The following is a 26,957-nucleotide window of genomic DNA, read 5'->3' on the forward strand; positions in this document are numbered from 1 at the left end:
TACGGCTCTCTTTTTTATCATTTAAAAATAAAACACAAACTCTTAAGAATAATTAATCTATTTGATTTTATTTAATATTTTATTATGAGCATGCTTTTTAGTATAAAATTTAGTCTTATCTTAATCACTGATCAATTTATTTTTGGGGGAATGAATGAATTCGATTGCTTGGGGCTTAACCCTTGGAAGTTTTGTTCCTCTTTTTAGCCATGCAGCAGGTATGGAGAAATCTGACCAGTCTATCCTTGCTTTTTTAGAACCACGTCATTATGTAGAGTTGTCTTATGCAGAGCTCTATGCAGATGTTTCAGGACAACTACCCCAACATGAGCAATTCAAACAACTCGGCATTCAAGATTTTTCAACAGGCAACCTTGTTAACAATTACCACTTTGTCAAAGCTGCCGCAAAACTACAAATTGCCTCGCAACTTTCATTTGGACTGATTTATGATCAGCCTTATGGTGTTGATCTCAGTTATGAATATCGCCCACAGAGCTTTGCTGGAAAGCAACTTTTAGAGTCGGGTCAATTTAAGTTTAAAAGCCAAAACCTTTCAATGTTATTGGGTTATCAACCTAGTGCGAATTGGAATATATATACTGGTGGCATTTATCAACAGTTTGAGGGTGAACTCAAAGTCTTTGGAGCAAACTATTCAGCGATGAGTGGCTATCATGCAGAGCTAAAACAAAGTTCAGGTCATGGTTGGCTTGCAGGTTTAAGCTACCAAATTCCAGAGTATGCAGTAAAAACTGCGATTACCTATCGTTCCAAAATTAATCATCAATCGGCAATCAATGAGGATGTTGCAGAGCAAGCTTTAAGTATTCTTCCCTTCGCGAAAACGCAAATCACCACACCTCAATCCATCAATTTGGATCTTCAGACTGGTTTAACACCATCGAATATTCTTTATGGTAATTTGAGGTGGGTCAATTGGAAAGATTTTGAAATTCAACCTAGACAATTTGGTGCAGTGGTTAATATTGCTGCAGAACAATATCCCGAGCTAATCAAACCTTTTAATTTGATTGATTACAACAAAAATCAATGGTCTGCAAAGCTTGGGCTTGCACATATATTTTCACAACAATGGATTGCCACTACGGATATTTCATGGGATTCAGGCACTGCGAATCCCGCTGGAACCTTAAATCCTTCTGATTGCTTTTATGCTTTAGGTTTGGGTGCTTTATATAACATCAATCCGCAGAGCTTTATTTCTTATGGTGTTAAATATTTTAAATTCAATAAAGCAAAAGTTAGCGACTTAGATGCCAATACTTGGATTATTCAAAACTCAACTTTATCTGAAGTGGCTCATAATGATGCTTTTGCCCATGGAATTCGACTTGGCTATCGCTTTTGATTCATCTGAAAATCCAGTTATAAAAAATACCCAGTTCAAAATAAAAAAACGAGCCGAAGCTCGTTTTTTATTACATGATCAACAATCAATTACCAATGGTAGCTTACGCCCACTTTACCAACTGGTAACCATTTATATTTGTCATCATTACGGATTTTATCCGCTTCTGCTCTAGTTGCTTGACCTAGAGTACGACCATCATCACCAATTAATCCTGGGTTACTAGAAACCAGTTCCACTGTTGGATTACCTGTGTAGTAAGCACCTACTTCACCAAATACACCGAAATTCTTATTAATTTTCGGAGCAATACCGAAGCCTACATATGGGGCAATATCGTTATCGTATTTCTGGTTACCTTTAATTGATACATTATCATTTAAACCAGCATTAAAGCGTGACCCATCAACTTTAAATGATGCATTACGACCAATATTACGATTTACATCATAATCATTGTCAATATAAGCTACACCAGCAGCGACATATAGACCTTGTGCCCAAGTATTTTGGCTTGCACCCCAAGGACGAATCTCAGCGTTTAAATACGCTAATTTGTTGTCCATGTCTAAGTCATATTTAGATCCATTGATTTTTAAATCATCAGACCAAGAAATATCACCACCGTTATAACCCAGTGCTAAACCAACATAAGGGTTAGCAGTCCAAAGTAAAGCACCACCGTAACCAGTTGTACCAACTTCAAGACGAGCACCTGTAGGAATTAATTGGTTTGCTTCAAATGCATAACCTTGGTCAACAACAGAGCCATCTGCCATTGCTAGACCAGAAGCAGATAACGCAGCTGTAACAGCCAATAATTTTAACACTTTCATTTATGTCTCCTCAAAAAATAGAGTTTGTTCTTTAATCATTAATGTGTTGGACTCAGGACGATCATATGTGATTCTCTGCTCACAATTAATAGATAAATTGATTGCTTTTTGTTATTTTTTGATACAAATAGATATTAATTGTTGTTTTTAAAGAGAATAAGTTAAATAAAAACTTAACAATTCGCTCTTTTGGTTATTTTATTTTAAATTATAAGATTAGTTTTTTCGATTGAAACTAGATTTTATATCTAAACTGAGGCCAATTTGGTGTAGAATCTTTTAAAATTTTTTGGGAAGGAAGATCATGTCTCAGCTTTCAACGATCATCGAACAAGCGTTTGAAAACCGTGCTAACTTTACAGCAGTAGATTGCCCTGCTGAAGTACGTCAAGCTGTTGAAGAAGCCATTGCTGGCTTAGATAACGGTACACTTCGTGTAGCTGAAAAAATTGACGGTGAATGGATTGTTCACCAATGGTTGAAAAAAGCTGTGTTATTGTCTTTTAAGTTAAATGATAACAAGCCAATCGAATCATGTGATCTTCGTTTCTATGACAAAGTAGAGACTAAATTTACAGGTTGGACTGAAGAACAATTTAAAGCTGCTGGTGTACGTGTAGTACCGCCTGCTGTTGCGCGTAAAGGTTCTTTCCAAGCGAAAAATGTAGTATTGATGCCTTCGTATGTAAACATTGGTGCTTATGTAGATGAAGGCACAATGGTCGATACATGGGCAACTGTAGGTTCGTGTGCCCAAATTGGTAAAAATGTTCATCTTTCAGGTGGTGTAGGCATTGGTGGTGTTCTTGAACCACTTCAAGCAAACCCAACAATCATTGAAGATAACTGCTTTATTGGTGCACGTTCTGAAATCGTTGAAGGTGTGATTGTTGAAGAAGGCTCAGTTATTTCAATGGGCGTATTCATTGGTCAATCGACTAAGATTTTTGACCGTGAAACAGGTGAAATCCATTATGGTCGTGTACCCGCTGGATCAGTTGTTGTTTCAGGCAGCCTACCATCTAAATGTGGTACGTATAGCTTATATGCTGCAATTATTGTCAAGAAAGTTGATGCTAAAACACGCGCTAAAACAAGCCTGAACGAATTGCTTCGCGAAGACTAATTTATATCTCCTCGTGGAATTTTAGTCATCTAGCATGGCAATCGCTTCTCATCTCTACGGTCAATCGTGATCGTAGAGATTTTTCATTTTGTAATCTGTGGTAAATTTCATGAATTCTCTTCGTTCTTCAACTATTCCTGTTTCTGATCCGTCTGCGGGGCTACGTATCACGGAGATTTTTTATTCATTGCAAGGTGAAGCCAACACTGCGGGTTTACCTACTGTTTTTATTCGTTTAACGGGTTGCCCATTACGCTGTACCTATTGCGATACCACCTATTCTTTTGAAGGTGGCGAGCGCCAATCGCTTGACCAAATAATTCAAACAACATTAGATTATAAAACTCCTTACATCTGTGTCACAGGTGGCGAACCCCTCGCTCAACCCAATGCCTTACCCCTAATGCAACGTTTGGCAGATTTAGGTTGTGAAGTTTCTTTAGAAACCAGCGGTGCTTTAGATGTCTCTAAAGTCGACTCACGCGTTTCAAAAGTTTTAGATTTAAAAACCCCAACTTCGGGTGAGGTTGCACGAAATTTACTGAGCAATCTTGATCATTTAACCCAACATGATCAAATCAAATTTGTGATTTGTAATCGTGAAGATTATGAATGGTCTAAACAGCAAGTTGAACAATACGCTTTAGAGCAAAAAGTCAGTACAGTTTGGTTTTCTCCTGCTTTTGCAGTGGAAAAAGGTGTGGCACGTTTGCCTCAGCTTGCTCGTGATTTAGCACAATGGATTTTAGAAGACCATCTCCCTGTTCGCTTCCAGTTGCAATTACATAAATTGCTTTGGAACGATGAAACTGGTCGTTAAATTTATCGTCAATTATTAATATTTGGAGAGTTGGATATGCGCCCTCGTGCCGTAGTCTTATTATCTGGTGGCTTAGACTCAACGACGTGTTTGGCTTGGGCTCAAGCAAACTATGACTGTATCGCCCTAAGTTTTATGTATGGTCAACGCTCTACCACTGAACTCGATGCAGCCCGTGCTTTAACGCAACGCGCAGGTGTAGAACATCGTGTGATTAATATCGATTTAGGTAATTTAGGCGGTTCAGCGCTTACAGACCTTAACATTGATGTACCTGATCATGAAACAGATGGTATTCCTGTAACTTATGTTCCAGCACGTAACACCATTTTCTTGTCTTATGCACTTGCTGCTGCTGAAGTTTTTGATGCTCAAGCAATTGTAATTGGCATCAATGCTGTTGATTATTCAGGATATCCTGACTGCCGACCAGAGTTTATCGAGGCTTTTGCCAATATGGCTCGTCTTGCAACGAAAGTGGGTGTGGAAGGAAAGCCTCTTAAATTTGAAACACCTCTGTTACATTTATCCAAAGCGAATATAATACGCTTAGGTATCGAACATGGCGTAGACTATAGTCAAACGGTTTCATGCTATCAAGCAGATGACCAAGGACGTGCTTGTGGCAAGTGTGATAGCTGCCGACTTCGTAAAGAAGGTTTTAAGGATGCAGGTATTGCAGACCCAACACGTTATATACCGCAATAACAAGGTACTGTTTATGAAAAATTTAAAATCAAGTCTTATTCTTTCTGCTTTATTTTCAGCCTCGGCTTTAATGGGATCTACGGCTTTTGCTGCTGAATCAAATGCAGTTCAACAAGCCTATAAAAGCGCAAATGTGAAATCTGCGCTTATTGGTGTGTGTAAAACAGAAACTGCTAAAGGTGGTAAGTTAACTTCTGCGGAAGTAAGTAAATACTGTAGCTGTGCTGTTGAATCTGATGGTAAGTTAACCAATGATCAAAAATGGCAAATTCAAAGTGCCATTAACCAAAAGAAAAGCCCAGCGACACTGGCTTTCGTTCAAAAAAACAACCAAGACCTTCAAACATGTTTTGGTCCTCAGTTAACAGGTAAATTAAAAACCTTAACTGAAGAAGCAATGAAAGCTGCACAAGCGAAGAAATAATTTCTTCTTGTTGTGAAGAGCCTGCATATGCAGGCTCTTTTTACAATTGGATGATACAAAGCGATATGCTAGATCAATGGGACACTGTTCTACAGCAACAAAAGTTTGTTGCTTCATATAGTGGCGGTAAAGATAGTAGCCTTGCGTTATACCATGCTTTGCAAACTGGACAAGCCGTGGCTTTAATGGTCATGTTAGAAGAACATGGGCAAAGATCTCGTTCTCACGCCATGCCGCTGGATATCATTGATACTCAAGCTAAGCTGATTGGTTTACCAATTCTTAAAACAGCAGCCACGTGGAATGAGTATGAACATCAATTTTTAAATCTGCTCAATCAAGCCAAACAGCTGGGTGCAGAAGCCCTTGTTACGGGTGATATTGATCTGATTGGACATGCGCAATGGAACCAATCTGTCTGTGAGCAAAGCCAATTACAGTTATGCATGCCATTATGGCAAAAACCACGGCTCGACATTGTGAGTGAATTGATTCAACTGGGTTTTGTCAGCATCATTGTGACGATTAATTTAAACCTCGGTATGCGGGTTGAAGATTTAGGTAGAATTTTAACAGCTGATTTTGTGAATGAATTAATTACACGAGGGATTGATCCATGTGGTGAAGCTGGTGAATTTCATACCACATTGATAGATGGTCCCATTTTTAAAAAACCACTTTTACTGCATAAAGGTGATATTCTGTATCATGAAAATTATGCATTTCTAGCACTTGAACTTAAACAAGATAGCATTTAAGGACAAACAATGACTGAGCAAATATTACTTCCGAATCAAAAATTCCCTACGACTACGGGTGAAATCAATCTCACTGAGCTCTCCACAGATTGGTTAGTTTTATATTTTTATCCAAAAGATTCTACACCTGGCTGTACCACTCAAGCGGTTGGTTTCTCCTGTATAAAAGACCAATTTGACGCTTTAAATACCACTATCATTGGTGTATCTCGTGACTCTGTAAAAGCACATCAAAACTTTACTGAAAAGCAAGCATTGACCATTAATCTGATCAGTGACAAAGAAGAAGAATTATGTAAACACTTTGATGTGATTAAAGAAAAAAATATGTATGGTAAAAAAGTGATGGGAATTGAACGCTCAACATTTATTTATCATCAAGGTAAACTGGTTAAAGAATATCGTAAAGTTAAAGCAGCTGGACATGCTGAACAAGTTTTAGAAGACTTAAAAGCACTACAAAAAGCTTAACTGCAAAAGTCCCTACTCGCTTTGAAGTTAACGCGATTTTAAGCGTGTCAGGGACTTTAGCAGTTTCTTATTGAGAACATACTCAAATCCGATATAGCTTATTCCTTCTTTTCTCATTAAAAATGATCATTATGCTGAGTTGACCAACAATACCAATTAAACCAGCAAAGATATTGCAATTCCCCACATGACTAATGCAATAATAAAATCTAATATTTGCCATGAGCGTTGATTTTGAAAAACGGGGAGTAAAAAGCGTGCACCAAAACCTAAGCTAAAGAAGAATAACCACGATGCCGTTACTGCACCAATCGCAAAATACAGCGCGGCGGTAGATTCAAACTTTGTCGATATAGAACCAATTAAAACCACAGTATCCAAATAAACATGTGGATTAAGCCAAGTTAAAGCTAAACAAATCAGAAGCATTTTCATTAGTTTGAATTCATTATTTTCACTCGGTTTTAAACCTGTCGATGTTCTGAAAGCTTGTAGAAAATGTTGTGCTCCATAGACCAATAAAAACGTTGCTCCGAAATACTTTGCCCAATCGACAAACTCTGGATGGGTTTGAATAACTTTTGAAAATCCAAGCACACCCAATAAAATTAAAATCGAGTCAGATGCGGCACAGACCACGCAAACCCAAAATACATGTTGCTTCTTTAAACCTTGTTTGAGTACAAAAGCATTTTGAGCGCCAATTGCAATAATCAGGCTAAACCCAACAGCTAACCCCTGCATATAACTTTGCAACATTTTAAAACTACACTTTTAAAGTTTTGAATGGATTGTGCTATTATCCAAATTTACTCCTTTAAATGAGTATTTCTAAGTAAATATCATTTAAGTTAAGTTTTTCTTAGTTATTGGTAATGGGGTATTTTAAAATAACTCATCTCTTTATATAAAAACGCCCAATTTTTTAGAGGATCCGCATGTTACAAAGTAAGCATAGTGAAGCTTTTCTAGCGGTTGCCGAAACAGGTAGCTTTGAGCAAGCTGCTATTCGTTTGAACATCACAGCGTCAGCGGTAACATTACGTTTGCAAACTTTGGAAAAACAACTTGGACAAGTCCTGATCATTCGAGAAAGACCATGCAAAGTCACTCAAGCAGGCCAGGAAGTGTTACTTTTTCTACAACATCATCGCTTGATGGAACAGAATTTAATTCAGAGTCTTCAAGGACAAAGTTCACAATCACAATTTTTTAAATTAAACATAGCCACCAATGCCGATTCATTGGTGACGTGGCTATTACCCACAATTCAACACACCTTACTTACAGAAAAAATTGCTATAGACTTAAAAATTGATGATCAAACTCAAACCCATCACTTACTGGAAGCGGGATTAGTCAATGCCTGTATTTCAACCGAATCGAAACCAATGAAAGGCTGTGAGGCGATTCATTTAGGTACAATGAGTTATAGGATGGTTGCTACACCGAATTTTATCCACACTTACTTTCAGCATGGTATTCAACGTGAAACATTACGGCATATCCCTGCTGTTATTTTTAATGATAAAGACCACGTGCATGCCGAAGTTTTACAGCAAGTTTTTGGCTTGATGCCAAACAGTTATCCATGCCACTTTATTCCTTCTGCAACATCTTTTGTAGATGCGATTTTGCTCGATTTGGGCTATGGCATGGTACCTAAAATGCAAATTCAAAAAGAATTAGTAACAGGACAATTACTTGAAATCATACCCAAAGCAAGAACCGATTTACATCTATATTGGCATCATTGGAAACAACAATCTAAGCAACTGGAAAAACTCACTTTGGATTTAATTAGTAATACTCAGTCTATTTTAATCTAAGCACATGCTAATACTATTTGATTAAAGCGAATTCAAATCACATGTAAAGAACCCAACCATATCCCAGATCGAAATTTCATACATTGGACGAGCTAAACCCTTAGCTTGCGTTGCAAAAAATTGTAATTTGTTCTAGTACTCAGAGTTAAAGTATCTAAGTACCAAAAAAATTGTCGAATGAGTGAATCGTCCCCGCGTAAAAATGATATCCGTATCGCTATGCGATAGATATACAATAAATAATTGAACAATAAAAAATGTAAAACTACGTTATAGATATTATGCTAATTATGTTGGGCACTATACGTTATTACTTTATCCTCCACTGCCCAGACACTTGGATATTCACTTTTTCTCCAACGCCACCCACAGCTTTTTTCATTCCGAAATCACTACGCTTTATGACTGTAGTAGAACTAAAATCCAGCAATTTTGGATTATTTAGATTGGGTTTAATTGTCGCATTAAAAGTTACAGGCTTAGTCACATTACGCAAGGTTAAATTACCTGAAATTAGATACTTATTATTAGCAAGCGGTTTAAATGCCATACTTTTAAAAGAAGCGGAAGGATATTTAGCAGCGTAAAATAAATCTTCACCCATAATCATATTTTTTAAAGAAGATTTATTAATGCTTAGGCTATTTACATCCATCACAAATTCAGTAGATGCATTTTGCGGAGCGCTCGTATCAAAATTAAGGGAAGAATTAACACGCTTAAATTGCCCTTTGACGATGTTCATACCCAATGAGTCGATATGAAATCCAACATCACTATTGGGTGTCAATGTCCAAGACGCGGCATAGCTTGAAATCGAAATAACGAAGCTACCCAATAAAACTCCGTTTATAGCGACTGATTTAAACTGCATGCAATACTCCATTCATATTCTATATATTTCTATTCAGTGTATTGCAATGCACACAAAAAACATTAAAGATTTGATTTGTCTTGCGTTTGGTATTTGTACTTTAATTGTTGGTAAATTTCCGTTTTCTGAAATTTCTCTAAAAACTCAGCTGTGCCCAAAGGAAACTCGACCTGATAAACTTCACCACGATAATATGCCTCACGTAGTGGGGTCGCAGAGATAGAGCCAACTAAACTATCCAATTCAACCATTTGCCATTCTGGAAATAGTTTTAAGTAATAAGATGAATCATCTTTAAAGTGACCAATTAAACCAATCTTATCAGTCTCTAAAACTGTAGCATTCACCAAGGACTTAACCAGCTCTACCCATTTAGTATCATTATAAACATCAATAACATGTACAAATTTGATTCGTTTTTGATCCGCTTCAGAAAAATTAGATAAAATCATTTGTTCCCGTTCTGATGCCAGAAAAGGATTTTTAGTATTCCGTTCATTTTGCGCAGAACCCAAGGCCAAAATTACATATTGGCTTTGTTGTAATGCAATTTTAATAGTTTGCATATGCGCGAGATGAAAGGGCTGAAAACGTCCAATATAAACAAGATAATCAAATTTATAAGTCATAAAAGTAATTTTTTATGAACTCATCAGTTGCAACAGAATTTCAAATATGCGACATAATGAGGGCATAAAATCCAATTAAATTTTAAAGCAAGGATAGTACGATGACACTTAGTTGTATTCAACAGCCACATCAACATTTAAACGCAAATTTAGAGAATGGTGTACTGACTTTAGCAATTAATCGACCAGAAGCAAAAAATGCACTGTATGGTGAATTATATCTATGGATTGCAAAAGCCCTAGATGAAGCTGATCAAGATCGTGATGTTCGTGTGGTAATCTTACGTGGCGCAGATGCTGACTTTAGTGCAGGTAATGATATGAAAGATTTTATGGCTTTCATTCAACAACCACTTGAAGGTAAAGAAGGTGACGGCCCTCCATTTGTATTATTAAAATCTGCTGCACGTTTATCTAAACCATTGATCTGCGCAGTACGTGGTGTGGCGATCGGGATCGGAGTAACAGTACTTTTACATGCTGACCTCGTTTATGCAGACAATACTGCCCTATTCCAAATCCCATTTGTCAGTCTGGGACTTTCTCCTGAGGGTGCTTCCAGTAAACTCTTAATTCAACAAGCGGGATATCATAAAGCGGCTGAATTACTGTTAACTGCACAAAAATTTAACAGTGAAAAAGCGCTCAATGCTGGCTTAATCAATAGTATTGAAGACGATGTATATGGTCACGCTTTACACCAAGCACAGACCCTAGCAGCACTTCCGTTGGCTTCAATCAAACAAACCAAAGCATTAATGAAGCATAATCTTGAAGAGATTATTCAATGCGTGGATGATGAAGCGGTGATCTTTATGCAACGCGTTAAATCACCTGAAATGGCTGAAGCCGTTGCCGCATTTATGCAAAAGCGTAAGCCAAACTTCTCTCAATTTAATTAATTGAGAGAATCTGTCAAAAGCCACTGCATGACTAATATTCAGTGGCTTTTGTCATTTTGAATCCAATAAAACATATCATTTAATTATGGGTAAAGATCATGTCACAAGATACAACGACCAAGAAGCGCTATTACGAACCCGCTCCACAAGATATCGATATTGAAAATTTCCGTAAAGTCATAGAAAGTCGTCGCTCAGTACGTAAATACACTGAAAAGCAAATTCCTGCCGATGTTTTAGATGCTTGTTTAGATTTGGCTTTATTGGCACCAAACTCATCAAATCTTCAGCCTTGGACGTTCTATGTGGTTCAGTCTCAAGCGAAAAAGAAACAATTAGTCAAAGCTTGTTTAAGCCAATTATCAGCAAAAACAGCCGCAGAACTGATTGTATGTGTGGCACGTATTGACCGTATTGATGAAATGGCAAAAAACAATTTAACCCATTTCCCAATGCCAGAAGCGCCAAGAGCTGTAAAACAATATTATAAATTTATTGCATATAACTATAAAACAGGTTATCTGAATGCTTTAGGTAACTTTAAAAAGGTGGCTTTTAAAGTAGCACGCACTTTAGATAAACAACTTCCTGTCACTGCATTCAACCCAGCTGATGCAAAGCTTTGGTCCAGTAAAACAACAGCCTTGGCTTGTGAAAACTTGGTACTGGCTTTACGTGCTTATGGTTTTGACAGTTGCATGATGGAAGGTTTTGATGAACCCTTAGTTCGCAAGATCCTCAATCTAGGTGATAAAGAATTTCCAGTCATGGTGATTAGTGCCGGTGAACGTGCTGAAGATGGCGTATTCTTCCCACAATACCGTTTTGATCGTGATTTGTTTATTCAAAAAGTTTAATTTTAGCTTATAAATTCCTCCTCTTTGTTCAGAAGAGGGTTGAGATTTTTAAACTATTATTCAATATCAATGATTTGAATAAACTCAAAAGCAGGTTCTTCATAAGGATGACTTGCTTTTAAAGCGATTGCCACTTGTTTGGCCTTGTGTTCAGGAACGATAGTTTCCACTCGCCATTCAGGCAGCCTATAAAAGGCTGTGCACCGCTTAACGGTTTAAATTGCCCTATTCCTAACACTTGCCAAGCGCAATGTTCATAATCACCAATACCACCCGCTCCTGCTTGAAAAATTGCAAGTTTGGTTGCTTCAAGGTGTGATTCTGGAACATAGTAGATCAGTTTAAGCATATTATTTTATAATCAAAAACTTGATTATAGCTTTGTTCGTATTTACTTTTACTTATTTTTATTTGGTTTTCGTTAGAAAAAAGCTATGTATCGTTAGCACAATTCATAAGATTTAAACAGAACTGTAGATTTCATAAGCTTGATCAGAATACAAAAAAGAGCGCCTAAGCGCTCTTTTTATTTCTCTAAAAATTACTCGTCAGATTCAGTATTATCAGACTCAGTTTCACCTACATCCATAACAGTTTCATCATCAACTAATTTTTCAGAATCAATTAAATTCTCTGAATCTAAAGCAGTCTCGCCTTCGATCGCGTCTAACTGATCGATAATCTCATCATCAGCTTCGACAGCTTCAACCGCAACCACACCGACCAAGACTTCTTCATTACCTAAGCGGATCAAACGAACACCTTGGGCATTACGACCTGTTCTCGCTACTTCAGAAGCACGGGTACGAACCAGTGTTCCACCATCAGAAATCAACATTAATTCTTTAGATTCATCGATGGCAACAGCACCCACTAACTCACCATTACGTTCAGATGTTTTAATTGCAATAACACCTTTACCACCACGTTTTTTAGTTGGGAAGTCATCTACTGGTGTACGTTTACCATAACCATTTGCAGAAGCACATAATACTTCGCCAGTTTCTGGTACAACAACTAACGAAACGATTCGGCTAACCACATTGGTATTCGAATCTATAGTATCTTCATCATCTGAATCTACATCAACTTCAACATCTTCTTCTGTTTGTGCCGCAGCCAATGCCACACGCATACCACGAACACCTTTCGCAGTACGACCCATCACACGAGCATCAGTTTCAGAGAAACGGATTGCTTTACCTTCATTCGAGAACAACATGATTTGCTGTTCGCCATCAGTAATTGCAACACCAATTAAAGTATCTTCTTCTTTCAACTCGATCGCACGTAAACCATTTGAACGAACATTACCAAACTGCTCTAATTCAACACGTTTTACTGTACCTGATGCTGTTGCCATAAATACATAGAAGTTTTTACGAACACTTTCTACACGTTCAGCAAATTCAGCGATTAATTCATCATCAAGATCAGAAGCAGAAAGTTCAATACCAATTTCTTTGAGTTGCTTACGTAAAGCATCTGATAAGTCATCTGGATTTTCACCAAGATCTGCAAACGCAGCTTTTAGTGCTTCATAATGTGAGTCGATAATTGTATTTTGACGCAGTTGAGCAACGTTGGCACGGACAAAAGTTCTAAACTCTGTTAAACGCTCTGTAAATTTCTTCGGTGCATCGATAACAGGAAGAATCGCTGTAATGGTCTCTTCTGCATCCAGTGGTAATAAGTTCACCATTGGGCGACCTTTTGCACCACGTGACGCTTGAGGTACTTCAAATACTCTTAAGCGATAAACTTTACCTACATTGGTAAAGCACAATACAGTTGCATGGTTCGATGTCACAATTAAATGTTGAATATAATCGTCTTCTTTCATCGAAGTTGCAGATTTACCACGTCCACCACGGCGCTGTGCAGCATAATCAGACAATGGTTGCGTTTTTGCATACCCTGTTTTTGAAACAGTTAAAACAACTTGCTCTTCTGGAATCAAATCTTCACGAGAGAAATCAATACGTGATTCAACAATATCCGTTTTACGTGCATCGCCATATTGTTGAAGAACCAATGCAAGTTCTTCACGAATCACATTCATCAAAAGATTGAAGTCATTTAAAATTGCGGTAAGTTCAGCAATTTGAGCTAAAATTTCAGAATATTCAGCTTGTAATTTATCTTGTTCAAGCCCTGTTAAACGATGTAAACGTAATTCTAAAATTGCACCAACTTGAGCTGGAGATAAACGATAAAGCTGACCGTCTAAACCAAATGGACGACTTGGATCTTCACCTTCAATCTCATCTGGGCGAACTGAAATTGCACCCGCTTTTTCTAGCAATGCAACAACATTTCCACCCGCCCATTCGCCAGCAAGTAAACGCTCACGTGCTTCAGCTGGATTCGCAGAAGTCTTAATGGTTTCGATGATTTCATCAATATTGGCTAAAGCAACAGTCAAACCTTCTAAGATATGACCACGTTCACGCGCTTTACGTAATTCAAACATGGTACGGCGCGTCACCACTTCTTGACGGTGACGAATAAATGCCGCAATGATGTCTTTTAAATTCATCAGTTTAGGTTGGCCATTATCCAAGCAAACCATGTTGATACTGAATGAATTTTCAAGTTGAGTATTTAAAAATAAGTTATTAACAATAACTTCAGCGTTTTCGCCACGCTTTAAGTCAATTGCAATACGCATCCCGTCTTTATCAGATTCGTCTCGAAGTTCTGAAATACCTTCAAGTTTTTTCTCTTTGACCAATTCAGCAATACGTTCAATGGTTCTTGCTTTATTGACCTGATAAGGAATTTCAGTGAAAACAATCGTCGTACGACCAGTTTTTTGATCTTCTTCAAAATGGTATTTACCACGAATATGCAAACGACCTTTACCCGTACGGTAAGCATCTACAATTCCTGATTTACCATAGATAATGCCGCCTGTAGGGAAATCTGGACCAGAAATATATTCCATCAACCCTTCAATTGAGATGTTTGGATTATTTGCATAAGCCAAACATGCATTAACTACTTCTGTCATGTTGTGTGGCGCCATGTTGGTCGCCATACCGACAGCAATACCTGTCACACCATTGATCAGTAAGTTAGGAATACGTGTTGGCATAACCTGAGGAATACGCTCAGAGCCATCGTAGTTATCTTCCCACTCGACTGTATCTTTTTCCAAGTCAGCTAACATTTCATGGGTGAGCTTACGCATACGCACTTCGGTATAACGCATTGCTGCTGCGCTGTCACCATCGACAGAACCAAAGTTACCCTGACCATCAACCAATTGATAACGTAGACTAAAATCTTGAGCCATACGAACAATTGTTTCATAAACAGCTGAATCACCATGTGGGTGATATTTACCGATTACGTCACCAACAACACGTGCAGATTTTTTATAGGCTTTGTTATAGTCGTTGCCTAACTCGTGCATAGCGAACAGCACACGACGATGAACAGGTTTTAAACCATCTCTCACGTCTGGTAATGCACGAGATACAATAACACTCATGGCATAATCGAGATATGAGCTTTTTAGTTCATCCTCAATGGCAATCGGTCTAATTTCCGATACGCTCATGCATACTCCTTATTACAAACAGTGCAAACTGCTACTGCTCATTTATATAATCTAGCTAGTCAAAATTTAGCTCAAAAAGCGTTGAGCCAAAATCTAAAATTCAGTCGCACAGTATAGCATAAAACCAAGCGATTTTGTGCCTATCCAACCACACTATAATCATGATTTTTTGTAGTATTTTTAAACAATTTTAACGATTTATTGACAATAAAAAAACGCCTGATTGTCCACTCAATTAAGCATCGTTAAATTTATAAATGAATGGGTATTTTTATCTCGAAACCTAGATTTTTTCTATCCAATCATACCCAATGATGTGCTTCATTGACTATTTTTGTTATGTTTATTAGTAAAAAATAAATCACATCAAACAGTTTTGCTTCGGATCGATTAAAAAACTCAAACTTGAAAGTTGCCCTATAAAATCCAATATGGCAAAAAATATGAGCAAAGCAATACGGAGTCTAACTCCACTGATCAGAAAAATCTAAACACTTCCAAATATAGAGTTTTGTGAATTTCTATCATTTATATGGATCTGCCTGAATCAATTCACAGTGTTGCAGCAAATCATCACTGATTGCTACACGATAACATTGCCAATCATGAATTTTATTATTTTCAAGCTGTGGAACCATATATATTCGACTTGCAGGAGTATCAGTGAATTTACCCACTAGAACTCCTTGCTGTGTAATTTCAATTTGATCAAAAATAAAATCACTAAACTGAGTCTGTTCAAACTTTTCAATATCTTTTAGGCTCGTTGCAAAACGATGCTTGACATCATAATACTCTGTTAAGCGCGCTTGATAAGCTTGCATATCAAAATAACGCGCTTGATATTCATTAGACACCACCTCTTCGCTTGCAGGAAGTGCTTCATCTGTGATCGCAGCCTCATCTTGATTGGATGCCCCAATTACAGACATCACGATAGGAATAACGACACTTGAAATAACCCCAAGCACTGCCGGACCAAACAAAAATACAGCTAAAAGTATCCAGACAATTTTAAAATTTTTCTTTTTAGGCTGATTCTGAGACTCTCTTTGAGTATGTGCAACTTTCTGCTGCCATGATTCAAGTAATGCACTCGCCTTATCTCCTACAGAAGCATGCTGATTGCTTTCTGTTTCATTGTTCGGCGGAGTCTGTCGAGGTTTTATATTATGCGTGGGATTTGACTGTCCCTGCTTATTTTCACGGCGTACAGAAAATTCAACATTACTATTGCCTGTTAAATCGTTAGTCTGTTTAACATGTTTTAAACGAGTACCACAAATACCACATTTCATGGCTTCATTGATATTCTCAGCGTAACATTTGGGACACTTCATATTTATAGCTATTCTAGGTGAGATGATATGGAATTGAGCAGTAATGGAAAAACACAGCGTCTAAAATGACAGAATCAGCCAGTCTAATGCGCCAACAAATATAGAATTAAAAAAATGGTGAAAAACAGCTACAGAGTTAAAGGATATGTTTGTGTCTGTAACAACTGATTTAAACTGGAATTTTCTGCATGTTGTCAGTATACGATTGAAAATTTAATTATGTTTATCATTTGATCTTATAGGGTTTAAAATTAGACTTCAAGGCATTTATCTACTCATTCTCTCTCGCAATATTCCTTAAAAAACTTATCTATTTATATCAATTAATTATAGATAAAATAACCACTCAAATTACAGTACTTTAGACGTAAGAATTAATATCAGAAAAAATGAAAATAGCATTTTTGATCACTGTTTTTATTTTATGATACCTTATGTTTAAAAATCCCTTTTATAAATCAAGAAAAGATCATGTAGCTTGAATCGTATTAGTTTTGCAAGGTTCCTTATACCTATGGGAAAAATGACCATAAAGGAGCTTTTAAATTGATTTACACTATAAAAAAAGGTCTTATGAGAGAAGCTACTCAGAGTTTCTTTATTAGCATAGAGAATAACCCACCACCACGACTTTATTTATCCGCACATACAATCCATCTATTTAATCAATAAATTTGAAAAAAAAACGCACTTAGGAAATCCTAAGCGCGTTTTTTGAAACTTAATTCGAGAATTAAAGCTTAGAAACTAATTCAGGAACAACAGTATTCAAATCACCAACTAACCAGTAGTCAGCTACAGCATTGATTGGTGCTTCTTCATCTTTGTTGATTGCAACAATCACTTTAGAATCTTTCATACCTGCCAAATGCTGGATCGCACCAGAAATACCTACAGCGATGTAGAGATCAGGCGCAACGATTTTACCAGTTTGACCAACTTGCATATCGTTAGGAACGAAGCCAGCATCAACCGCAGCACGTGAAGCACCTTGAGCTGCACTCAGCTTGTCAGCAAGTGGGTCAAGTACTTTATGATAGTTCTCACCAGAACCAACACCACGACCACCCGATACAACGATACGCGCAGCAGTTAATTCAGGACGTTCTGATTTCACAATTTCTTCAGAAATGAACTTAGAAATACCTGCATCACCTGTAGAAGCCGCTGATTCAACTGCAGCTGAACCGCCTTCAGCAGCAACAGGATCAAAAGCTGTACCACGTACAGTTGCAAGAACAATTGCTTCGTCAGATTGAACTGTAGCAATTGCATTACCTGCATAAATTGGACGTTTGAAAGTTTTAGGACCTTCAACAGCAATGATGTCAGTGATCATGCTTGAGTCTAAAAGTGCAGCAGCGCGTGGCAAGATGTTCTTACCTGTTGTTGTTGAAGCAGCAAGGATATGTGAATAACCTTTACCTAATTCAGCAACAAGTTTCGCTACGTTTTCAGCCAATTGGTTTGCATAAGCTGCATCGTCAGCAAGCAAAACTTTGCTTACACCAGCAACTTTCGCAGCAGCATCTGCAACTGCTTGAGCACCAGAACCTGCAACCAATACAGTGATATCACCACCGATTTTTTGAGCCGCAGCAACAACGTTTAAAGTTGCACCGTTAAGTGTCTTATTGTCGTGCTCAGCGATAACTAAAATACTCATGATTTTATCCTTCTGTATTAGATCACTTTCGCTTCATTTTTAAGTTTTTCAACAAGCTCGTCTACAGACTTCACTTGTACACCAGCTTTACGCTCTGCAGGTGGTTCAACTTTAACTGTTTTAAGTTTAGAAGTTGCTGTAACACCGAAATCTGCAGGAGTTTTCGTATCAAGTGGCTTTTTACGTGCTTTCATAATGTTTGGAAGCGCAGCATAACGTGGCTCATTCAAACGTAAGTCAGTGGTAATGATCGCTGGAGTATTTAACTCAACAGTTTGTAAACCGCCGTCAACTTCACGAGTTACTTGAACTTTATCGCCATTTACAGTTACTACAGAAGCAAATGTACCTTGACCAGCGCCAAGTAAAGCCCCCAACATTTGACCAACTTGGTTAGAGTCGTCATCAATTGCTTGCTTACCTAAAAGCACAAGTTGTGGTTGTTCTTGTTCAACAACAGCTTTTAGGATTTTAGCAACTTCTAAAGCGCCAAGTTGACTGTCATCAGCCTCAACTAAAATACCGCGATCTGCACCAAGCGCCATAGCAGAACGAATTTGTTCTTGCGCTTCTTTTGGTCCAATAGAAACAACAACGATTTCTGAAACTGTTCCTTTTTCTTTTAAGCGAACCGCTTCTTCAACTGCGATTTCATCGAATGGGTTAATTGACATTTTAACGTTAGTAAGGTCTACCCCACTATTGTCCGGTTTAACGCGAACTTTAACGTTGGCATCAACCACACGTTTTACAGCAACAAGAGCCTTCATGTAATCCTCGGCTGTTTTAGCAAAAGTAAATGTTAAGAAGAGTTATAATAACGCTTCATTTAAAATTATTTAGGTGTCCTATCTTGCAATGTGATTGGCATTTCGGTCAAGTCACAATTCGCAAAACTGCTGTAAAAAGTCATAAAAAAGCTTGAACGTACAGTTCACATTTTTTCTAAATATTTTAACTTAGACACATAAGGCTACTATTTCGACAATATTTATATATTGATAAATAACATTATTTGTATAGATTCTGTATAAATAATCAAAAAAATTAAGATAAATTATCAATCAATCAAAGGGATGACACCACCCGTTCATCGATACTGCTACACTCTGTCATTTTAGACAGAATCAGCAATTTTTCTAAGTATGTTTATTGATTAAATTTGTGAACTTTTTGGCATTAAACTTGTAACAAAATACTAAATATACAAAAACGGGCTTCTTTTCAGAATTACCCGTTTGTTTCTGCTTGGATTAATTTACCAATAACCATGCGGCTGCAATAGTCAACAAAGTCCCTGAACCACCATCAATCCATTTTTGCTTACGCTCATTGATGTGCTGCTTTTTGGTCAATTGAGCAATCAAAAGACTCAAACCACAATACACCAAGAAAATCAAAACAATAAAAATTGCTGACAAAGCCAAGCCTTGAAACACGGTGTTGCCTGATTTATCGATAAATTGTGGCAAAATCGCAAAATAGATTAACATGCCTTTTGGATTCAACAATGCCGTAACAAAGCCTTTGCGAATAGGATTTGAAACTGCTTTCTGTTCAATACGTAATGTCTTTTGGCTAAATACTGATTTAATCAAATGAAATGCCAAATACAATAAATAGGCGATCCCCAAATATCGAATCGTCTCAAACAATACTGGGAATGAAACAATAATTGCAGCAATTCCAAGCGCAACCAGAATCGAATGAACCAGATAGCCAGAACAAATACCGATTGTCGCCATCATGCCTGCTTTCGCATCTTTACCTATCACTTGTGACAGGATAAATAACATATCTGGTCCTGGTGTGAAAATTAACGGTAGTACCGTTAAGGCAAAAAGTACAAATACAGACATCTCTTTTCCCTTTCTGAAGTTTGACTGCGAGAAGAAAACAGTATCTTTTAAAATGCTTAAAATAGGATTTCAAATATTCTATAATAATGATTATTTTTCGAATTAAATTCTAATTTATGAAAATTTCATCTAAGACTATTCTAATCAAACTAGATCGTATTGATAAAAATATCATTCGGGCTTTACAAGCCAATGGCCGAATCCAAAATAATGATTTGGCTCGTGAGATTGGGCTCTCGCCCTCATCATGTCTGAGACGAATTCGACTCTTAGAAGAAGCTAAAGTCATCCAAAACTATACAACAGTGGTGGATCCACAAAAAATTGGATTTCAATTGATACTATTCTCAAGAATCTGGCTGTTAGGACAAGATGCTGAAACCATTGATACCTTTATTGAAGCAATGAAAGAACTGCCTCAGGTCATGGAGTGTTATATTATTCTGGGTGAATGTGATGCGATGTTAAAAGTGGTCGTCCCCGATTTAGAAAGCTACCGTAAATTTCAGTCGACACATTTGACCAAGAAGAATGGTATTACCAGTGTAAAAACCGATGTCCCAAGTCAAATCATTAAACAAAGCTTTCAGCTACCTCTTGAAGATTTATAATTCAAAAATACGCATTAGGTGAATATGAAAACATTTACTCCCCCCGTTCAATTAGAAACACCTAGACTTATTCTTAGACAATGGCAAGTTCGTGATTTTGATGTTTTTGCAGATTTAAATGCTGATCCAGATGTTATGCGGTATTTTCCAGCGGCCTTGTCAAAAAATGAAAGTGACCTTTTGGCAGGTCGATTTCAAGACACAATTACTGAATATGGTTGGGGATTTTGGGCGGTTGAGTTAAAAGAAAATCAGCAATTTATCGGTTTTGTGGGTCTAGCCAATCAAGCGGAAAAATTTACTTTCTCTCCTTGTGTTGAAATTGGTTGGCGCTTGGCACAGCAATATTGGCATCAAGGTTATGCAACGGAAGCCGCTCAGCAATGTTTAAAGTTTGCATTTGAAAAATTGGCTTTGGAACAGGTTGTTTCGTTCACAACTGTACTGAATCAAGCTTCGGAAAAAGTAATGCAACGACTTGGTATGGATTATGTCGAGAACTTTATGCATCCCGTTTTAGACAAAAACCATGCTTTGGCTGAACATGTACTTTACCGTATACAAAATCCAAAGCTGTAACGCTGGTCAATATGCGGATTATCTTAGACGATGTAAAATTATATATCATAGGTGAAAATTTGACTGAGGCAATACGCTAAAAATTCTCCCCTCTTCTACTTAAGTAGTGCTTTAATCAGGATATTCAATAAAAATGATTTATGAATTATGTACAGATCGTCTTTTACTTCGACAATGGCAAGCTTCTGATTACGATGCATTTGCAAAAATCACAGCAAACCCTGAAGTGATGCAATTTTTCCCAAAAATTTTAAATCGTGAGCAAAGTGACGAACTGGCAAATCAGATTAAATATTTAATAGAAATCAAAGGCTGGGGACTTTGGGCTGTTGAATTGATTGAAACCCAAGAATTTATTGGATGTGTGGGACTACATCAACAACCCTCAAAATTTGAATTTTCACCATGTATAGAAATCGGCTGGCGGCTTGATCCAAAATTTTGGAATAAAGGCTATGCAACTGAGGCAGCTCAAGCTTGTCTAAGATTTGCATTTGAAGAACTGAATTTTCAAGAAATTGTTGCATTTACATCTAAACATAATTTTGCGTCGCAAAATGTCATGAAAAAAATTGGAATGAGCTTTTCTCATGACTTTCTGCATCCTGATTTTGATGAGCACCATCCACTACATGAAGAGAAGCTCTATCGAATCCAAAAACAAGATTTTCAATTTGAGTATTGAACTATTTCGCCATGCTTGCTAAAAAATCACGATGAATATGGCTTAAATCAATCAAATCTTGATTTTTGAGCTCCAGCACTTGCCAAATCTCAATAAAGTCTTCTTTTAAATCAATATGATTAGACACTGTTTGGGCCGCTTGCCATTGTTGGTCTGATATCCATAAATAGGTCTGATTAGTTGCTGTATTTACAGCTTGAACTTTACCCTCAGCATTGATACCCAATACTTTTCCTTCTTGCGGTAACGTTGCCTCAATTTTGGGAAGGCTGAATTCTACAAAATGTTTAATTTGGCGTAAGCCATAGCCCTTAAAAATTTCTTTTTGAGCGTCAGTCAGTTGCTTATATTTTTGTTCAAGTTCAGGGATCATTGAAAGACCTAATTTTTCTGCAAAATTGAATCAATAGAAATGTATTGAATAAATACGAAACCTAGATATACATGAGAGCATTTTTAAAAACAATTATCTATTCGACTTTTTTCTGTGCTAAATGTGTTTAAGCGCTGTGCATTTTATCAAAAACTAACAGTACTTCTCAGCAGGTCTATTCATTACAAAATACAAAGATCAACGCTTAATAAAGCCTTATATGCAAGGTCAATCTTTTATTTTCGATGCAGCAGCTCTTGGATGCGCTTGATCATAGACTTGTGCCAGATGATCAAAATCGACATGGGTATAAATCTGTGTCGTGGTTAAATTGCTATGTCCTAGCATTTCTTGCACTGCACGCAGATCTCCACTATTGGATAACATATGGCTTGCAAAACAGTGGCGCAATAAATGTGGGTGTAAATCAACATTTACCCCTGCACGTAGTGCTTGATATTTGACTCGATTTTCAATCTGACGTGGGGTAATACTTGTGCCGCGTTGGGTAATAAATACCAAAGACTCAGGGCTAAACTCCCCCTGCCAGATTCGATAAATTTTTAACCATTCAATCAGACTCTCTCTCGCTTTAGACCCAAAAGGTACAATTCGAGTTTTATTCCCCTTACCCGTGATACGCAATAAATGGCGGGTAAAATCAATATCCCGTATGGTTAAACTTTGCACTTCCGCCAAGCGTAAGCCACTGGAATAGAGCAATTCCAAAATAGCTTTATCTCGTAACCACAACTGCTTTTCTCCAGGCTTTTCAGGCTCGGGCTGATCCATAATCTGATTGACCGTTTCAATATCAATCATCCCTGGTAATGGTCGAGCTTGCCGCTTTATCTGAAAATCATCAGCTGCATTGATTTCTAAATAACCACCCTGTTTAGCCCACTTCATAAACTGACGAATTGAAGTTAAATGCCGTTGTAAACTACTGGTCGAAAGCTGATCTTTTTCGACACGATAAGCCACATACTCTCTTAAATCAGTAGCTTCGACTTGTTTTAACTCCATCTGCTTGTCATAGCAAAAGTCAATAAAGTTAGCCACATCTCGGAAATAAGCTTCTAAGGTATGTACCGATTGATTCTGTATTTTCCGATCCTTAATCCACATCGAGAGCAATTGCATTGCACCGTATTGCATAAGCTCTCCTTTGATCAAAATAGCAAATGATATAACCTGATTGAAAAATATCAGTCTTGTAAAACTGTATACACCACACCATTAATGACTTCTGCCATCTTATTTAAATTGAGTTTTTCAACAGTATCGTCTTGGGTATGATAATGCTTATTTCTAAAAAAAGCCGTATCTGTGATCATAATAGCAGGTATATCGAAACGCCAATAATTCAAATGATCTGAGAAATCCACGCCTTGTACAAATGATGGCGCTATCAATCTTTGACAATCAAGGCGTTTTAACGCTTTCATGGCATCACAATATTTTTCACCCAATCCACGTGAAGTGAAATTACTCACTGCGCCAATAAAATTTCCATGTTTGGGATAAAACAGAGCTAATCCGGATGGATAATCCTGAACATTTTTATGGTCAAAATATCCAATCATTTCCAAAATATACACCGCTTGAATTTGATCTTTTTGTTTTAAAATGGATTGTGCGTGAATATAACTCCCCATATGTTCAGTACGGAAATACGGAGGTTCTTCCAAAGTATAAAAGACAAAATCAACATTCTGTTTAAGACTGGCTTTATTGACTGCCAAAATTCGCGCTGTCTCAATCAGCCCCACCACACCAGAAGCATTATCATCAGCACCTTTGAAATTCCCATAAACATCATAATGGGCACCAAGAATCACTTTTTTGGCGTGCCCCATTTGTAAGTGACATATTACATTTCGATAAGTTTTGCCTTTGACTTGATAAGGCTGGTATTCACAAGGAATCGCAAACTGTTCAAGTTGTTGTTTAATGAAAGCCGCAACTCGATCGAGCTCTTGAATATTTTGATAATTTCGAAACGCTTGTGGGTGAATCACTTGTTGTAAATAACTGTTTAAACGATCAGGTTCAGCTTGCTGATCATAGCGTTGTTCTGCGGCTACACTCCATGTTGAAAGCACACAGCTGAGCAATATAATGAAAAGATAATTTAAATTTAAAAAATTTGGATAACCTATTTGCATGTATAAATCCAATTTAAAAGCGTGTTGGTATAGCTATAATTTAAAAAAACAGCAGTTAGACATTCAGTTCTTGTTGTACGCCTGAGAATAACCAATATCGCGCTATAATGATGCAATTACCACGTTAGAAATTGTTAATATGAAAATCCGTATTCTGACCATTGGTCAAAAAATGCCTGCTTGGGTATTAACTGGTTTTGAAGATTACTTCAAAAGAATCCAACCTTTTGTACAGACGCAAATTATTGAACTCCCGATGGCAAAGCGTGGCAAAAATGATTCAGAAGCAGATATTTTAAAATATCGCCAAATTGAGGGTGATAGTATTCTCAGCCAACTGAAACACAATGAAGTATTGATTGCACTTGAAGTAGGCGGACGTGAATTTAGTACTGAAAAGCTGGCTGAAACCATGAAAGGCTGGATGCTTGAAGGTAATGATGTTGCACTGGCCATTGGCGGACCAGATGGGCATTCTGAAGCCGTGCGAAAAGCTGCTGCTTGGCACTGGTCACTGTCAAAACTAACTCTGCCCCATCCATTGGTTCGGGTTATGCTGATTGAACAACTTTATCGTGCGATGAGTATTAATCATAATCATCCGTATCATCGTGCAGGCTAGTCATGTAATTGGGCAAAAGTTGCATTGATGAAACAGTCTGTTGAAATAAAAGGCTTATTGAGAGCATACATTTTAGCTAGAATGGGCAATTCACGCTGTATTTAATGATCATTTAGGCACAAAGATATGAACTTACAAACACTCCCAGGTTTATTCATTTCACATGGCTCTCCCATGCTTGCGCTAGATCCTGAACAAGTCGGTCCTGCTCTACATCGTCTTGGTCTAAATTTGCCAAAACCACAAGCCATCGTGGTGATGTCTGCCCATTGGGAAAGTGAGGCTTTAGAAGTCAATACAGGTGTACGCCCTGAAACATGGCATGACTTTCGTGGTTTTCCTCAAGCGCTGTATGAGATTCGCTATCCCGCACCAGGAAATCCTGAATTAGCGGAAGAAATTTTGCATCTCTTGGCTGAAGCACATCTTCCTGCACATGCAAATAGTACTCGACCACGTGATCATGGCGTATGGATGCCTTTATTACATATGTACCCTGAGGCAGATATTCCAGTCATTGAAATTTCTTTACCTATGAATATGCATGCTGATCAAATCTACCAAATTGGTCAAGCACTTGCCCCACTCCGTGAAAAACAAATTTTATTGATTGGTTCAGGTAGCATCACTCACAATTTAAGAGAATTGTCATGGAACGGCAAAGATGAGAATGTCCCGGAATGGGCATCTACATTTAGAAATTATGTGGTGAGCAAACTCAATCATAGTAATTATGATGCTGTATTGGAATGGGATAGCATTCCTTATCTACAGAAGAATCACCCAACACTTGAACACTTTGCACCTCTGTTCTTTGCAATGGGCACTGGTCACCGCTTTAGTATTGTCCACAGTAGTTTTTCAATGGGTGCGCTAGGTATGGATATTTATCGTTTTGACTAAAGAACCTAATTGATCAAAATTTAGTTGGAATAATAAAAATTTGTTAATTATTGTTTAACTTTTAGTTATATGGATACATATTGAAACCGAATTAATAAATTGTATCCATATCTTTTAGTGTTTCATGGTTTATCCTATGCATAGTTTTTTAAAACGTGAATAGAATATGAAATTCAAATATTTAGCATTAGCTGTACTTCCTTTAGCCCTCGCGGCTTGCCAATCTGGCGATATTCAAAAATTGGGTGATACCGCAGTGAAAGTATTACAACAACAAGGTAATGCAGAGCAAACATTAAATGCTTATCAATGGTCTTATCAACCAGCAGATACCAAGCAACCCATCGTACTTAACTTTGCAGACCAACGTTTAAATGTTGCAACTGGCTGTAACCGACTAATGACAAGTGCTAAAGTTGAGAATGGTTTATTAGTAACAGGAAATATCGCCTCAACAAACATGATGTGTTCCCCTGAATTAATGAAACAGGAAAGTTTTGCTGCGGCATTGTTCCAATCGAATAAAACAGCATTTGTACTTGATACAGCAAATACTGAAAACCCAACGCTTACCTTGGTAAATGCGACAGGCGGTAAAGTTGTATTTACTGGTAAAATGACACCTGAAACTAAATACCAAAGCCAAGGTGAAACAATTTTCTTAGAAATCAGCCCAGAAACCAAAGAATGTTCTGCTGGTGTAAGAAAAATGCAGTGCTTACAAGTACGCGAAATCAAATATGCTGATAATGGTGTAAAAACGCAAGTAGATAAAGATTGGACATATTTCTATGACGATATCGAAGGCTTTACTCATAGCTCTGCTGAACGTCAAGTGGTTCGTGTAAAACGTTATGAGATTAAAAACCCAGCGGCTGATCAGTCTAAATACGCTTATGTCCAAGACATGATTATCGAACGTGAAACTTTAAAATAATTGTATAGAAAAGCTGAAGTTCAACTTCAGCTTTTCATTTTAG

Annotated in this window: 28 protein-coding genes and 1 pseudogene; 16 read left to right on the forward strand and 13 right to left on the reverse strand. The window is 37.4% G+C overall.

What is annotated here, in order from left to right; genetic code table 11:
• Positions 1-154 precede the first annotated feature (154 nt).
• On the forward strand, positions 155-1,372 hold the full coding sequence (locus AC4CUY_RS14685) for an outer membrane protein transport protein (protein WP_490774330.1): 1,218 nt from the start codon (positions 155-157) through the stop codon (positions 1,370-1,372).
• Between the two features lie 89 nt (positions 1,373-1,461).
• Here AC4CUY_RS14685 and carO read toward each other — a convergent pair whose 3' ends face one another.
• Positions 1,462-2,208: an ornithine uptake porin CarO gene (carO, locus tag AC4CUY_RS14690; protein ID WP_336951758.1), complete on the reverse strand. Its 747-nt coding sequence runs from the start codon at positions 2,206-2,208 to the stop codon at positions 1,462-1,464.
• Between the two features lie 304 nt (positions 2,209-2,512).
• Between carO and dapD the strand changes: the two genes are divergently transcribed.
• From dapD to AC4CUY_RS14720, 6 genes are all read left to right on the forward strand, one after another.
• Positions 2,513-3,334, forward strand: coding sequence for a 2,3,4,5-tetrahydropyridine-2,6-dicarboxylate N-succinyltransferase (gene dapD, locus AC4CUY_RS14695; RefSeq protein WP_034612558.1), 822 nt, complete (start codon positions 2,513-2,515; stop codon positions 3,332-3,334).
• A 109-nt stretch (positions 3,335-3,443) separates the two neighbouring features.
• The gene (gene queE / locus AC4CUY_RS14700) at positions 3,444-4,154 is read left to right on the forward strand and encodes a 7-carboxy-7-deazaguanine synthase QueE (protein ID WP_490774331.1); all 711 of its coding nucleotides are present in this window, start codon (positions 3,444-3,446) and stop codon (positions 4,152-4,154) included.
• 36 nt (positions 4,155-4,190) lie between these two features.
• Positions 4,191-4,862, forward strand: a complete 672-nt coding sequence (gene queC / locus AC4CUY_RS14705; RefSeq protein ID WP_004717194.1) for a 7-cyano-7-deazaguanine synthase QueC — start codon at positions 4,191-4,193, stop codon at positions 4,860-4,862.
• Between the two features lie 13 nt (positions 4,863-4,875).
• Positions 4,876-5,286: a hypothetical protein gene (locus AC4CUY_RS14710; RefSeq protein WP_004717195.1), complete on the forward strand. Its 411-nt coding sequence runs from the start codon at positions 4,876-4,878 to the stop codon at positions 5,284-5,286.
• A 65-nt stretch (positions 5,287-5,351) separates the two neighbouring features.
• On the forward strand, positions 5,352-6,044 hold the full coding sequence (locus tag AC4CUY_RS14715) for a Dph6-related ATP pyrophosphatase (protein WP_490774332.1): 693 nt from the start codon (positions 5,352-5,354) through the stop codon (positions 6,042-6,044).
• A 9-nt stretch (positions 6,045-6,053) separates the two neighbouring features.
• Positions 6,054-6,515, forward strand: a complete 462-nt coding sequence (locus tag AC4CUY_RS14720; protein WP_336951763.1) for a peroxiredoxin — start codon at positions 6,054-6,056, stop codon at positions 6,513-6,515.
• Between the two features lie 156 nt (positions 6,516-6,671).
• On the opposite strand, the gene AC4CUY_RS14725 is transcribed toward AC4CUY_RS14720, so the two are convergent.
• Positions 6,672-7,274, reverse strand: a complete 603-nt coding sequence (locus AC4CUY_RS14725) for a LysE/ArgO family amino acid transporter (RefSeq protein ID WP_419327162.1) — start codon at positions 7,272-7,274, stop codon at positions 6,672-6,674.
• Between the two features lie 179 nt (positions 7,275-7,453).
• Here AC4CUY_RS14725 and AC4CUY_RS14730 point away from each other — a divergent pair, with 179 nt between their 5' ends.
• Positions 7,454-8,344, forward strand: coding sequence for a LysR family transcriptional regulator ArgP (locus AC4CUY_RS14730; RefSeq protein WP_336951765.1), 891 nt, complete (start codon positions 7,454-7,456; stop codon positions 8,342-8,344).
• Positions 8,345-8,654: 310 nt separating this feature from the next.
• On the opposite strand, the gene AC4CUY_RS14735 is transcribed toward AC4CUY_RS14730, so the two are convergent.
• Both AC4CUY_RS14735 and AC4CUY_RS14740 read right to left on the reverse strand, forming a co-directional pair.
• A complete protein-coding gene (locus AC4CUY_RS14735; RefSeq protein WP_336951766.1) occupies positions 8,655-9,218 on the reverse strand; it encodes a YceI family protein in 564 nt (187 codons plus the stop codon).
• Between the two features lie 62 nt (positions 9,219-9,280).
• The gene (locus AC4CUY_RS14740) at positions 9,281-9,847 is read right to left on the reverse strand and encodes a nicotinate-nicotinamide nucleotide adenylyltransferase (RefSeq protein ID WP_336951767.1); all 567 of its coding nucleotides are present in this window, start codon (positions 9,845-9,847) and stop codon (positions 9,281-9,283) included.
• Positions 9,848-9,948: 101 nt separating this feature from the next.
• Between AC4CUY_RS14740 and AC4CUY_RS14745 the strand changes: the two genes are divergently transcribed.
• Both AC4CUY_RS14745 and AC4CUY_RS14750 read left to right on the forward strand, forming a co-directional pair.
• Positions 9,949-10,749 carry an enoyl-CoA hydratase gene (locus AC4CUY_RS14745; protein ID WP_004717217.1) on the forward strand — a complete coding sequence of 267 codons (801 nt, stop codon included), beginning with the start codon at positions 9,949-9,951 and terminating at the stop codon, positions 10,747-10,749.
• Between the two features lie 98 nt (positions 10,750-10,847).
• Positions 10,848-11,606 carry a nitroreductase family protein gene (locus tag AC4CUY_RS14750; RefSeq protein WP_490774333.1) on the forward strand — a complete coding sequence of 253 codons (759 nt, stop codon included), beginning with the start codon at positions 10,848-10,850 and terminating at the stop codon, positions 11,604-11,606.
• A 56-nt stretch (positions 11,607-11,662) separates the two neighbouring features.
• On the opposite strand, the pseudogene AC4CUY_RS14755 reads toward AC4CUY_RS14750, so the two are convergent.
• From AC4CUY_RS14755 to AC4CUY_RS14780, 6 genes and pseudogenes are all read right to left on the reverse strand, one after another.
• Positions 11,663-11,955 (reverse strand): annotated as a pseudogene (locus AC4CUY_RS14755) (NGG1p interacting factor NIF3).
• Positions 11,956-12,147: 192 nt separating this feature from the next.
• On the reverse strand, positions 12,148-15,171 hold the full coding sequence (gene gyrA / locus AC4CUY_RS14760) for a DNA gyrase subunit A (protein ID WP_490774334.1): 3,024 nt from the start codon (positions 15,169-15,171) through the stop codon (positions 12,148-12,150).
• Positions 15,172-15,695: 524 nt separating this feature from the next.
• Complete coding sequence (locus AC4CUY_RS14765; RefSeq protein WP_336951770.1) at positions 15,696-16,511, reverse strand: zinc ribbon domain-containing protein; 816 nt, start codon at positions 16,509-16,511, stop codon at positions 15,696-15,698.
• A gap of 733 nt (positions 16,512-17,244) precedes the next feature.
• On the reverse strand, positions 17,245-18,177 hold the full coding sequence (locus AC4CUY_RS14770; RefSeq protein ID WP_004717227.1) for an FAD-binding protein: 933 nt from the start codon (positions 18,175-18,177) through the stop codon (positions 17,245-17,247).
• A gap of 17 nt (positions 18,178-18,194) precedes the next feature.
• Positions 18,195-18,947, reverse strand: coding sequence for an electron transfer flavoprotein subunit beta/FixA family protein (locus tag AC4CUY_RS14775; RefSeq protein ID WP_004823176.1), 753 nt, complete (start codon positions 18,945-18,947; stop codon positions 18,195-18,197).
• Between the two features lie 483 nt (positions 18,948-19,430).
• Positions 19,431-20,036, reverse strand: a complete 606-nt coding sequence (locus AC4CUY_RS14780) for a LysE family translocator (protein ID WP_490774335.1) — start codon at positions 20,034-20,036, stop codon at positions 19,431-19,433.
• A 116-nt stretch (positions 20,037-20,152) separates the two neighbouring features.
• On the opposite strand from AC4CUY_RS14780, the gene AC4CUY_RS14785 reads away from it, so the two are divergent.
• The 3 genes from AC4CUY_RS14785 (at position 20,153) to AC4CUY_RS14795 (ending at position 21,911) form a co-directional block, all read left to right on the forward strand.
• Positions 20,153-20,647 carry an Lrp/AsnC family transcriptional regulator gene (locus AC4CUY_RS14785; RefSeq protein WP_336951772.1) on the forward strand — a complete coding sequence of 165 codons (495 nt, stop codon included), beginning with the start codon at positions 20,153-20,155 and terminating at the stop codon, positions 20,645-20,647.
• 24 nt (positions 20,648-20,671) lie between these two features.
• Positions 20,672-21,226: a GNAT family N-acetyltransferase gene (locus AC4CUY_RS14790; RefSeq protein ID WP_336951773.1), complete on the forward strand. Its 555-nt coding sequence runs from the start codon at positions 20,672-20,674 to the stop codon at positions 21,224-21,226.
• Between the two features lie 133 nt (positions 21,227-21,359).
• Entirely contained in the window at positions 21,360-21,911 is a 552-nt protein-coding gene (locus AC4CUY_RS14795; protein ID WP_336951774.1) for a GNAT family N-acetyltransferase, read from the forward strand.
• Between the two features lies 1 nt (position 21,912).
• Here the strand turns inward: AC4CUY_RS14795 and AC4CUY_RS14800 are convergent, their stop codons facing one another.
• The 3 genes from AC4CUY_RS14800 to AC4CUY_RS14810 all read right to left on the reverse strand — a co-directional run bounded on the left by AC4CUY_RS14800 (position 21,913) and on the right by AC4CUY_RS14810 (position 24,452).
• On the reverse strand, positions 21,913-22,284 hold the full coding sequence (locus AC4CUY_RS14800; protein WP_004717237.1) for a hypothetical protein: 372 nt from the start codon (positions 22,282-22,284) through the stop codon (positions 21,913-21,915).
• Between the two features lie 228 nt (positions 22,285-22,512).
• Positions 22,513-23,412, reverse strand: coding sequence for a tyrosine recombinase XerC (locus tag AC4CUY_RS14805; protein WP_419359510.1), 900 nt, complete (start codon positions 23,410-23,412; stop codon positions 22,513-22,515).
• A gap of 80 nt (positions 23,413-23,492) precedes the next feature.
• Complete coding sequence (locus AC4CUY_RS14810) at positions 23,493-24,452, reverse strand: M28 family peptidase (protein WP_419359430.1); 960 nt, start codon at positions 24,450-24,452, stop codon at positions 23,493-23,495.
• Positions 24,453-24,591: 139 nt separating this feature from the next.
• Between AC4CUY_RS14810 and rlmH the strand changes: the two genes are divergently transcribed.
• From rlmH to AC4CUY_RS14825, 3 genes are all read left to right on the forward strand, one after another.
• Positions 24,592-25,074, forward strand: a complete 483-nt coding sequence (gene rlmH, locus AC4CUY_RS14815; RefSeq protein ID WP_336951776.1) for a 23S rRNA (pseudouridine(1915)-N(3))-methyltransferase RlmH — start codon at positions 24,592-24,594, stop codon at positions 25,072-25,074.
• A gap of 126 nt (positions 25,075-25,200) precedes the next feature.
• Positions 25,201-25,977: a dioxygenase family protein gene (locus AC4CUY_RS14820; RefSeq protein ID WP_004717246.1), complete on the forward strand. Its 777-nt coding sequence runs from the start codon at positions 25,201-25,203 to the stop codon at positions 25,975-25,977.
• A gap of 166 nt (positions 25,978-26,143) precedes the next feature.
• Positions 26,144-26,914, forward strand: a complete 771-nt coding sequence (locus AC4CUY_RS14825; protein ID WP_490774336.1) for a DUF4377 domain-containing protein — start codon at positions 26,144-26,146, stop codon at positions 26,912-26,914.
• The last annotated feature ends 43 nt before the right edge of the window (positions 26,915-26,957 follow it).

The organism is Acinetobacter sp. 778_lipA, from assembly GCF_058242985.1.

Coding starts and splice junctions, on each gene's coding strand:
- AC4CUY_RS14685 (WP_490774330.1), top strand. CDS start 155: ATGAATTCGATTGCTTGGGGCTTAACCCTTGGAAGTTTTGTTCCTCTT.
- carO (WP_336951758.1), bottom strand. CDS start 2,208: ATGAAAGTGTTAAAATTATTGGCTGTTACAGCTGCGTTATCTGCTTCT.
- dapD (WP_034612558.1), top strand. CDS start 2,513: ATGTCTCAGCTTTCAACGATCATCGAACAAGCGTTTGAAAACCGTGCT.
- queE (WP_490774331.1), top strand. CDS start 3,444: ATGAATTCTCTTCGTTCTTCAACTATTCCTGTTTCTGATCCGTCTGCG.
- queC (WP_004717194.1), top strand. CDS start 4,191: ATGCGCCCTCGTGCCGTAGTCTTATTATCTGGTGGCTTAGACTCAACG.
- AC4CUY_RS14710 (WP_004717195.1), top strand. CDS start 4,876: ATGAAAAATTTAAAATCAAGTCTTATTCTTTCTGCTTTATTTTCAGCC.
- AC4CUY_RS14715 (WP_490774332.1), top strand. CDS start 5,352: ATGCTAGATCAATGGGACACTGTTCTACAGCAACAAAAGTTTGTTGCT.
- AC4CUY_RS14720 (WP_336951763.1), top strand. CDS start 6,054: ATGACTGAGCAAATATTACTTCCGAATCAAAAATTCCCTACGACTACG.
- AC4CUY_RS14725 (WP_419327162.1), bottom strand. CDS start 7,274: ATGTTGCAAAGTTATATGCAGGGGTTAGCTGTTGGGTTTAGCCTGATT.
- AC4CUY_RS14730 (WP_336951765.1), top strand. CDS start 7,454: ATGTTACAAAGTAAGCATAGTGAAGCTTTTCTAGCGGTTGCCGAAACA.
- AC4CUY_RS14735 (WP_336951766.1), bottom strand. CDS start 9,218: ATGCAGTTTAAATCAGTCGCTATAAACGGAGTTTTATTGGGTAGCTTC.
- AC4CUY_RS14740 (WP_336951767.1), bottom strand. CDS start 9,847: ATGACTTATAAATTTGATTATCTTGTTTATATTGGACGTTTTCAGCCC.
- AC4CUY_RS14745 (WP_004717217.1), top strand. CDS start 9,949: ATGACACTTAGTTGTATTCAACAGCCACATCAACATTTAAACGCAAAT.
- AC4CUY_RS14750 (WP_490774333.1), top strand. CDS start 10,848: ATGTCACAAGATACAACGACCAAGAAGCGCTATTACGAACCCGCTCCA.
- gyrA (WP_490774334.1), bottom strand. CDS start 15,171: ATGAGCGTATCGGAAATTAGACCGATTGCCATTGAGGATGAACTAAAA.
- AC4CUY_RS14765 (WP_336951770.1), bottom strand. CDS start 16,511: ATGAAGTGTCCCAAATGTTACGCTGAGAATATCAATGAAGCCATGAAA.
- AC4CUY_RS14770 (WP_004717227.1), bottom strand. CDS start 18,177: ATGAGTATTTTAGTTATCGCTGAGCACGACAATAAGACACTTAACGGT.
- AC4CUY_RS14775 (WP_004823176.1), bottom strand. CDS start 18,947: ATGAAGGCTCTTGTTGCTGTAAAACGTGTGGTTGATGCCAACGTTAAA.
- AC4CUY_RS14780 (WP_490774335.1), bottom strand. CDS start 20,036: ATGTCTGTATTTGTACTTTTTGCCTTAACGGTACTACCGTTAATTTTC.
- AC4CUY_RS14785 (WP_336951772.1), top strand. CDS start 20,153: ATGAAAATTTCATCTAAGACTATTCTAATCAAACTAGATCGTATTGAT.
- AC4CUY_RS14790 (WP_336951773.1), top strand. CDS start 20,672: ATGAAAACATTTACTCCCCCCGTTCAATTAGAAACACCTAGACTTATT.
- AC4CUY_RS14795 (WP_336951774.1), top strand. CDS start 21,360: ATGATTTATGAATTATGTACAGATCGTCTTTTACTTCGACAATGGCAA.
- AC4CUY_RS14800 (WP_004717237.1), bottom strand. CDS start 22,284: ATGATCCCTGAACTTGAACAAAAATATAAGCAACTGACTGACGCTCAA.
- AC4CUY_RS14805 (WP_419359510.1), bottom strand. CDS start 23,412: ATGTGGATTAAGGATCGGAAAATACAGAATCAATCGGTACATACCTTA.
- AC4CUY_RS14810 (WP_419359430.1), bottom strand. CDS start 24,452: ATGCAAATAGGTTATCCAAATTTTTTAAATTTAAATTATCTTTTCATT.
- rlmH (WP_336951776.1), top strand. CDS start 24,592: ATGAAAATCCGTATTCTGACCATTGGTCAAAAAATGCCTGCTTGGGTA.
- AC4CUY_RS14820 (WP_004717246.1), top strand. CDS start 25,201: ATGAACTTACAAACACTCCCAGGTTTATTCATTTCACATGGCTCTCCC.
- AC4CUY_RS14825 (WP_490774336.1), top strand. CDS start 26,144: ATGAAATTCAAATATTTAGCATTAGCTGTACTTCCTTTAGCCCTCGCG.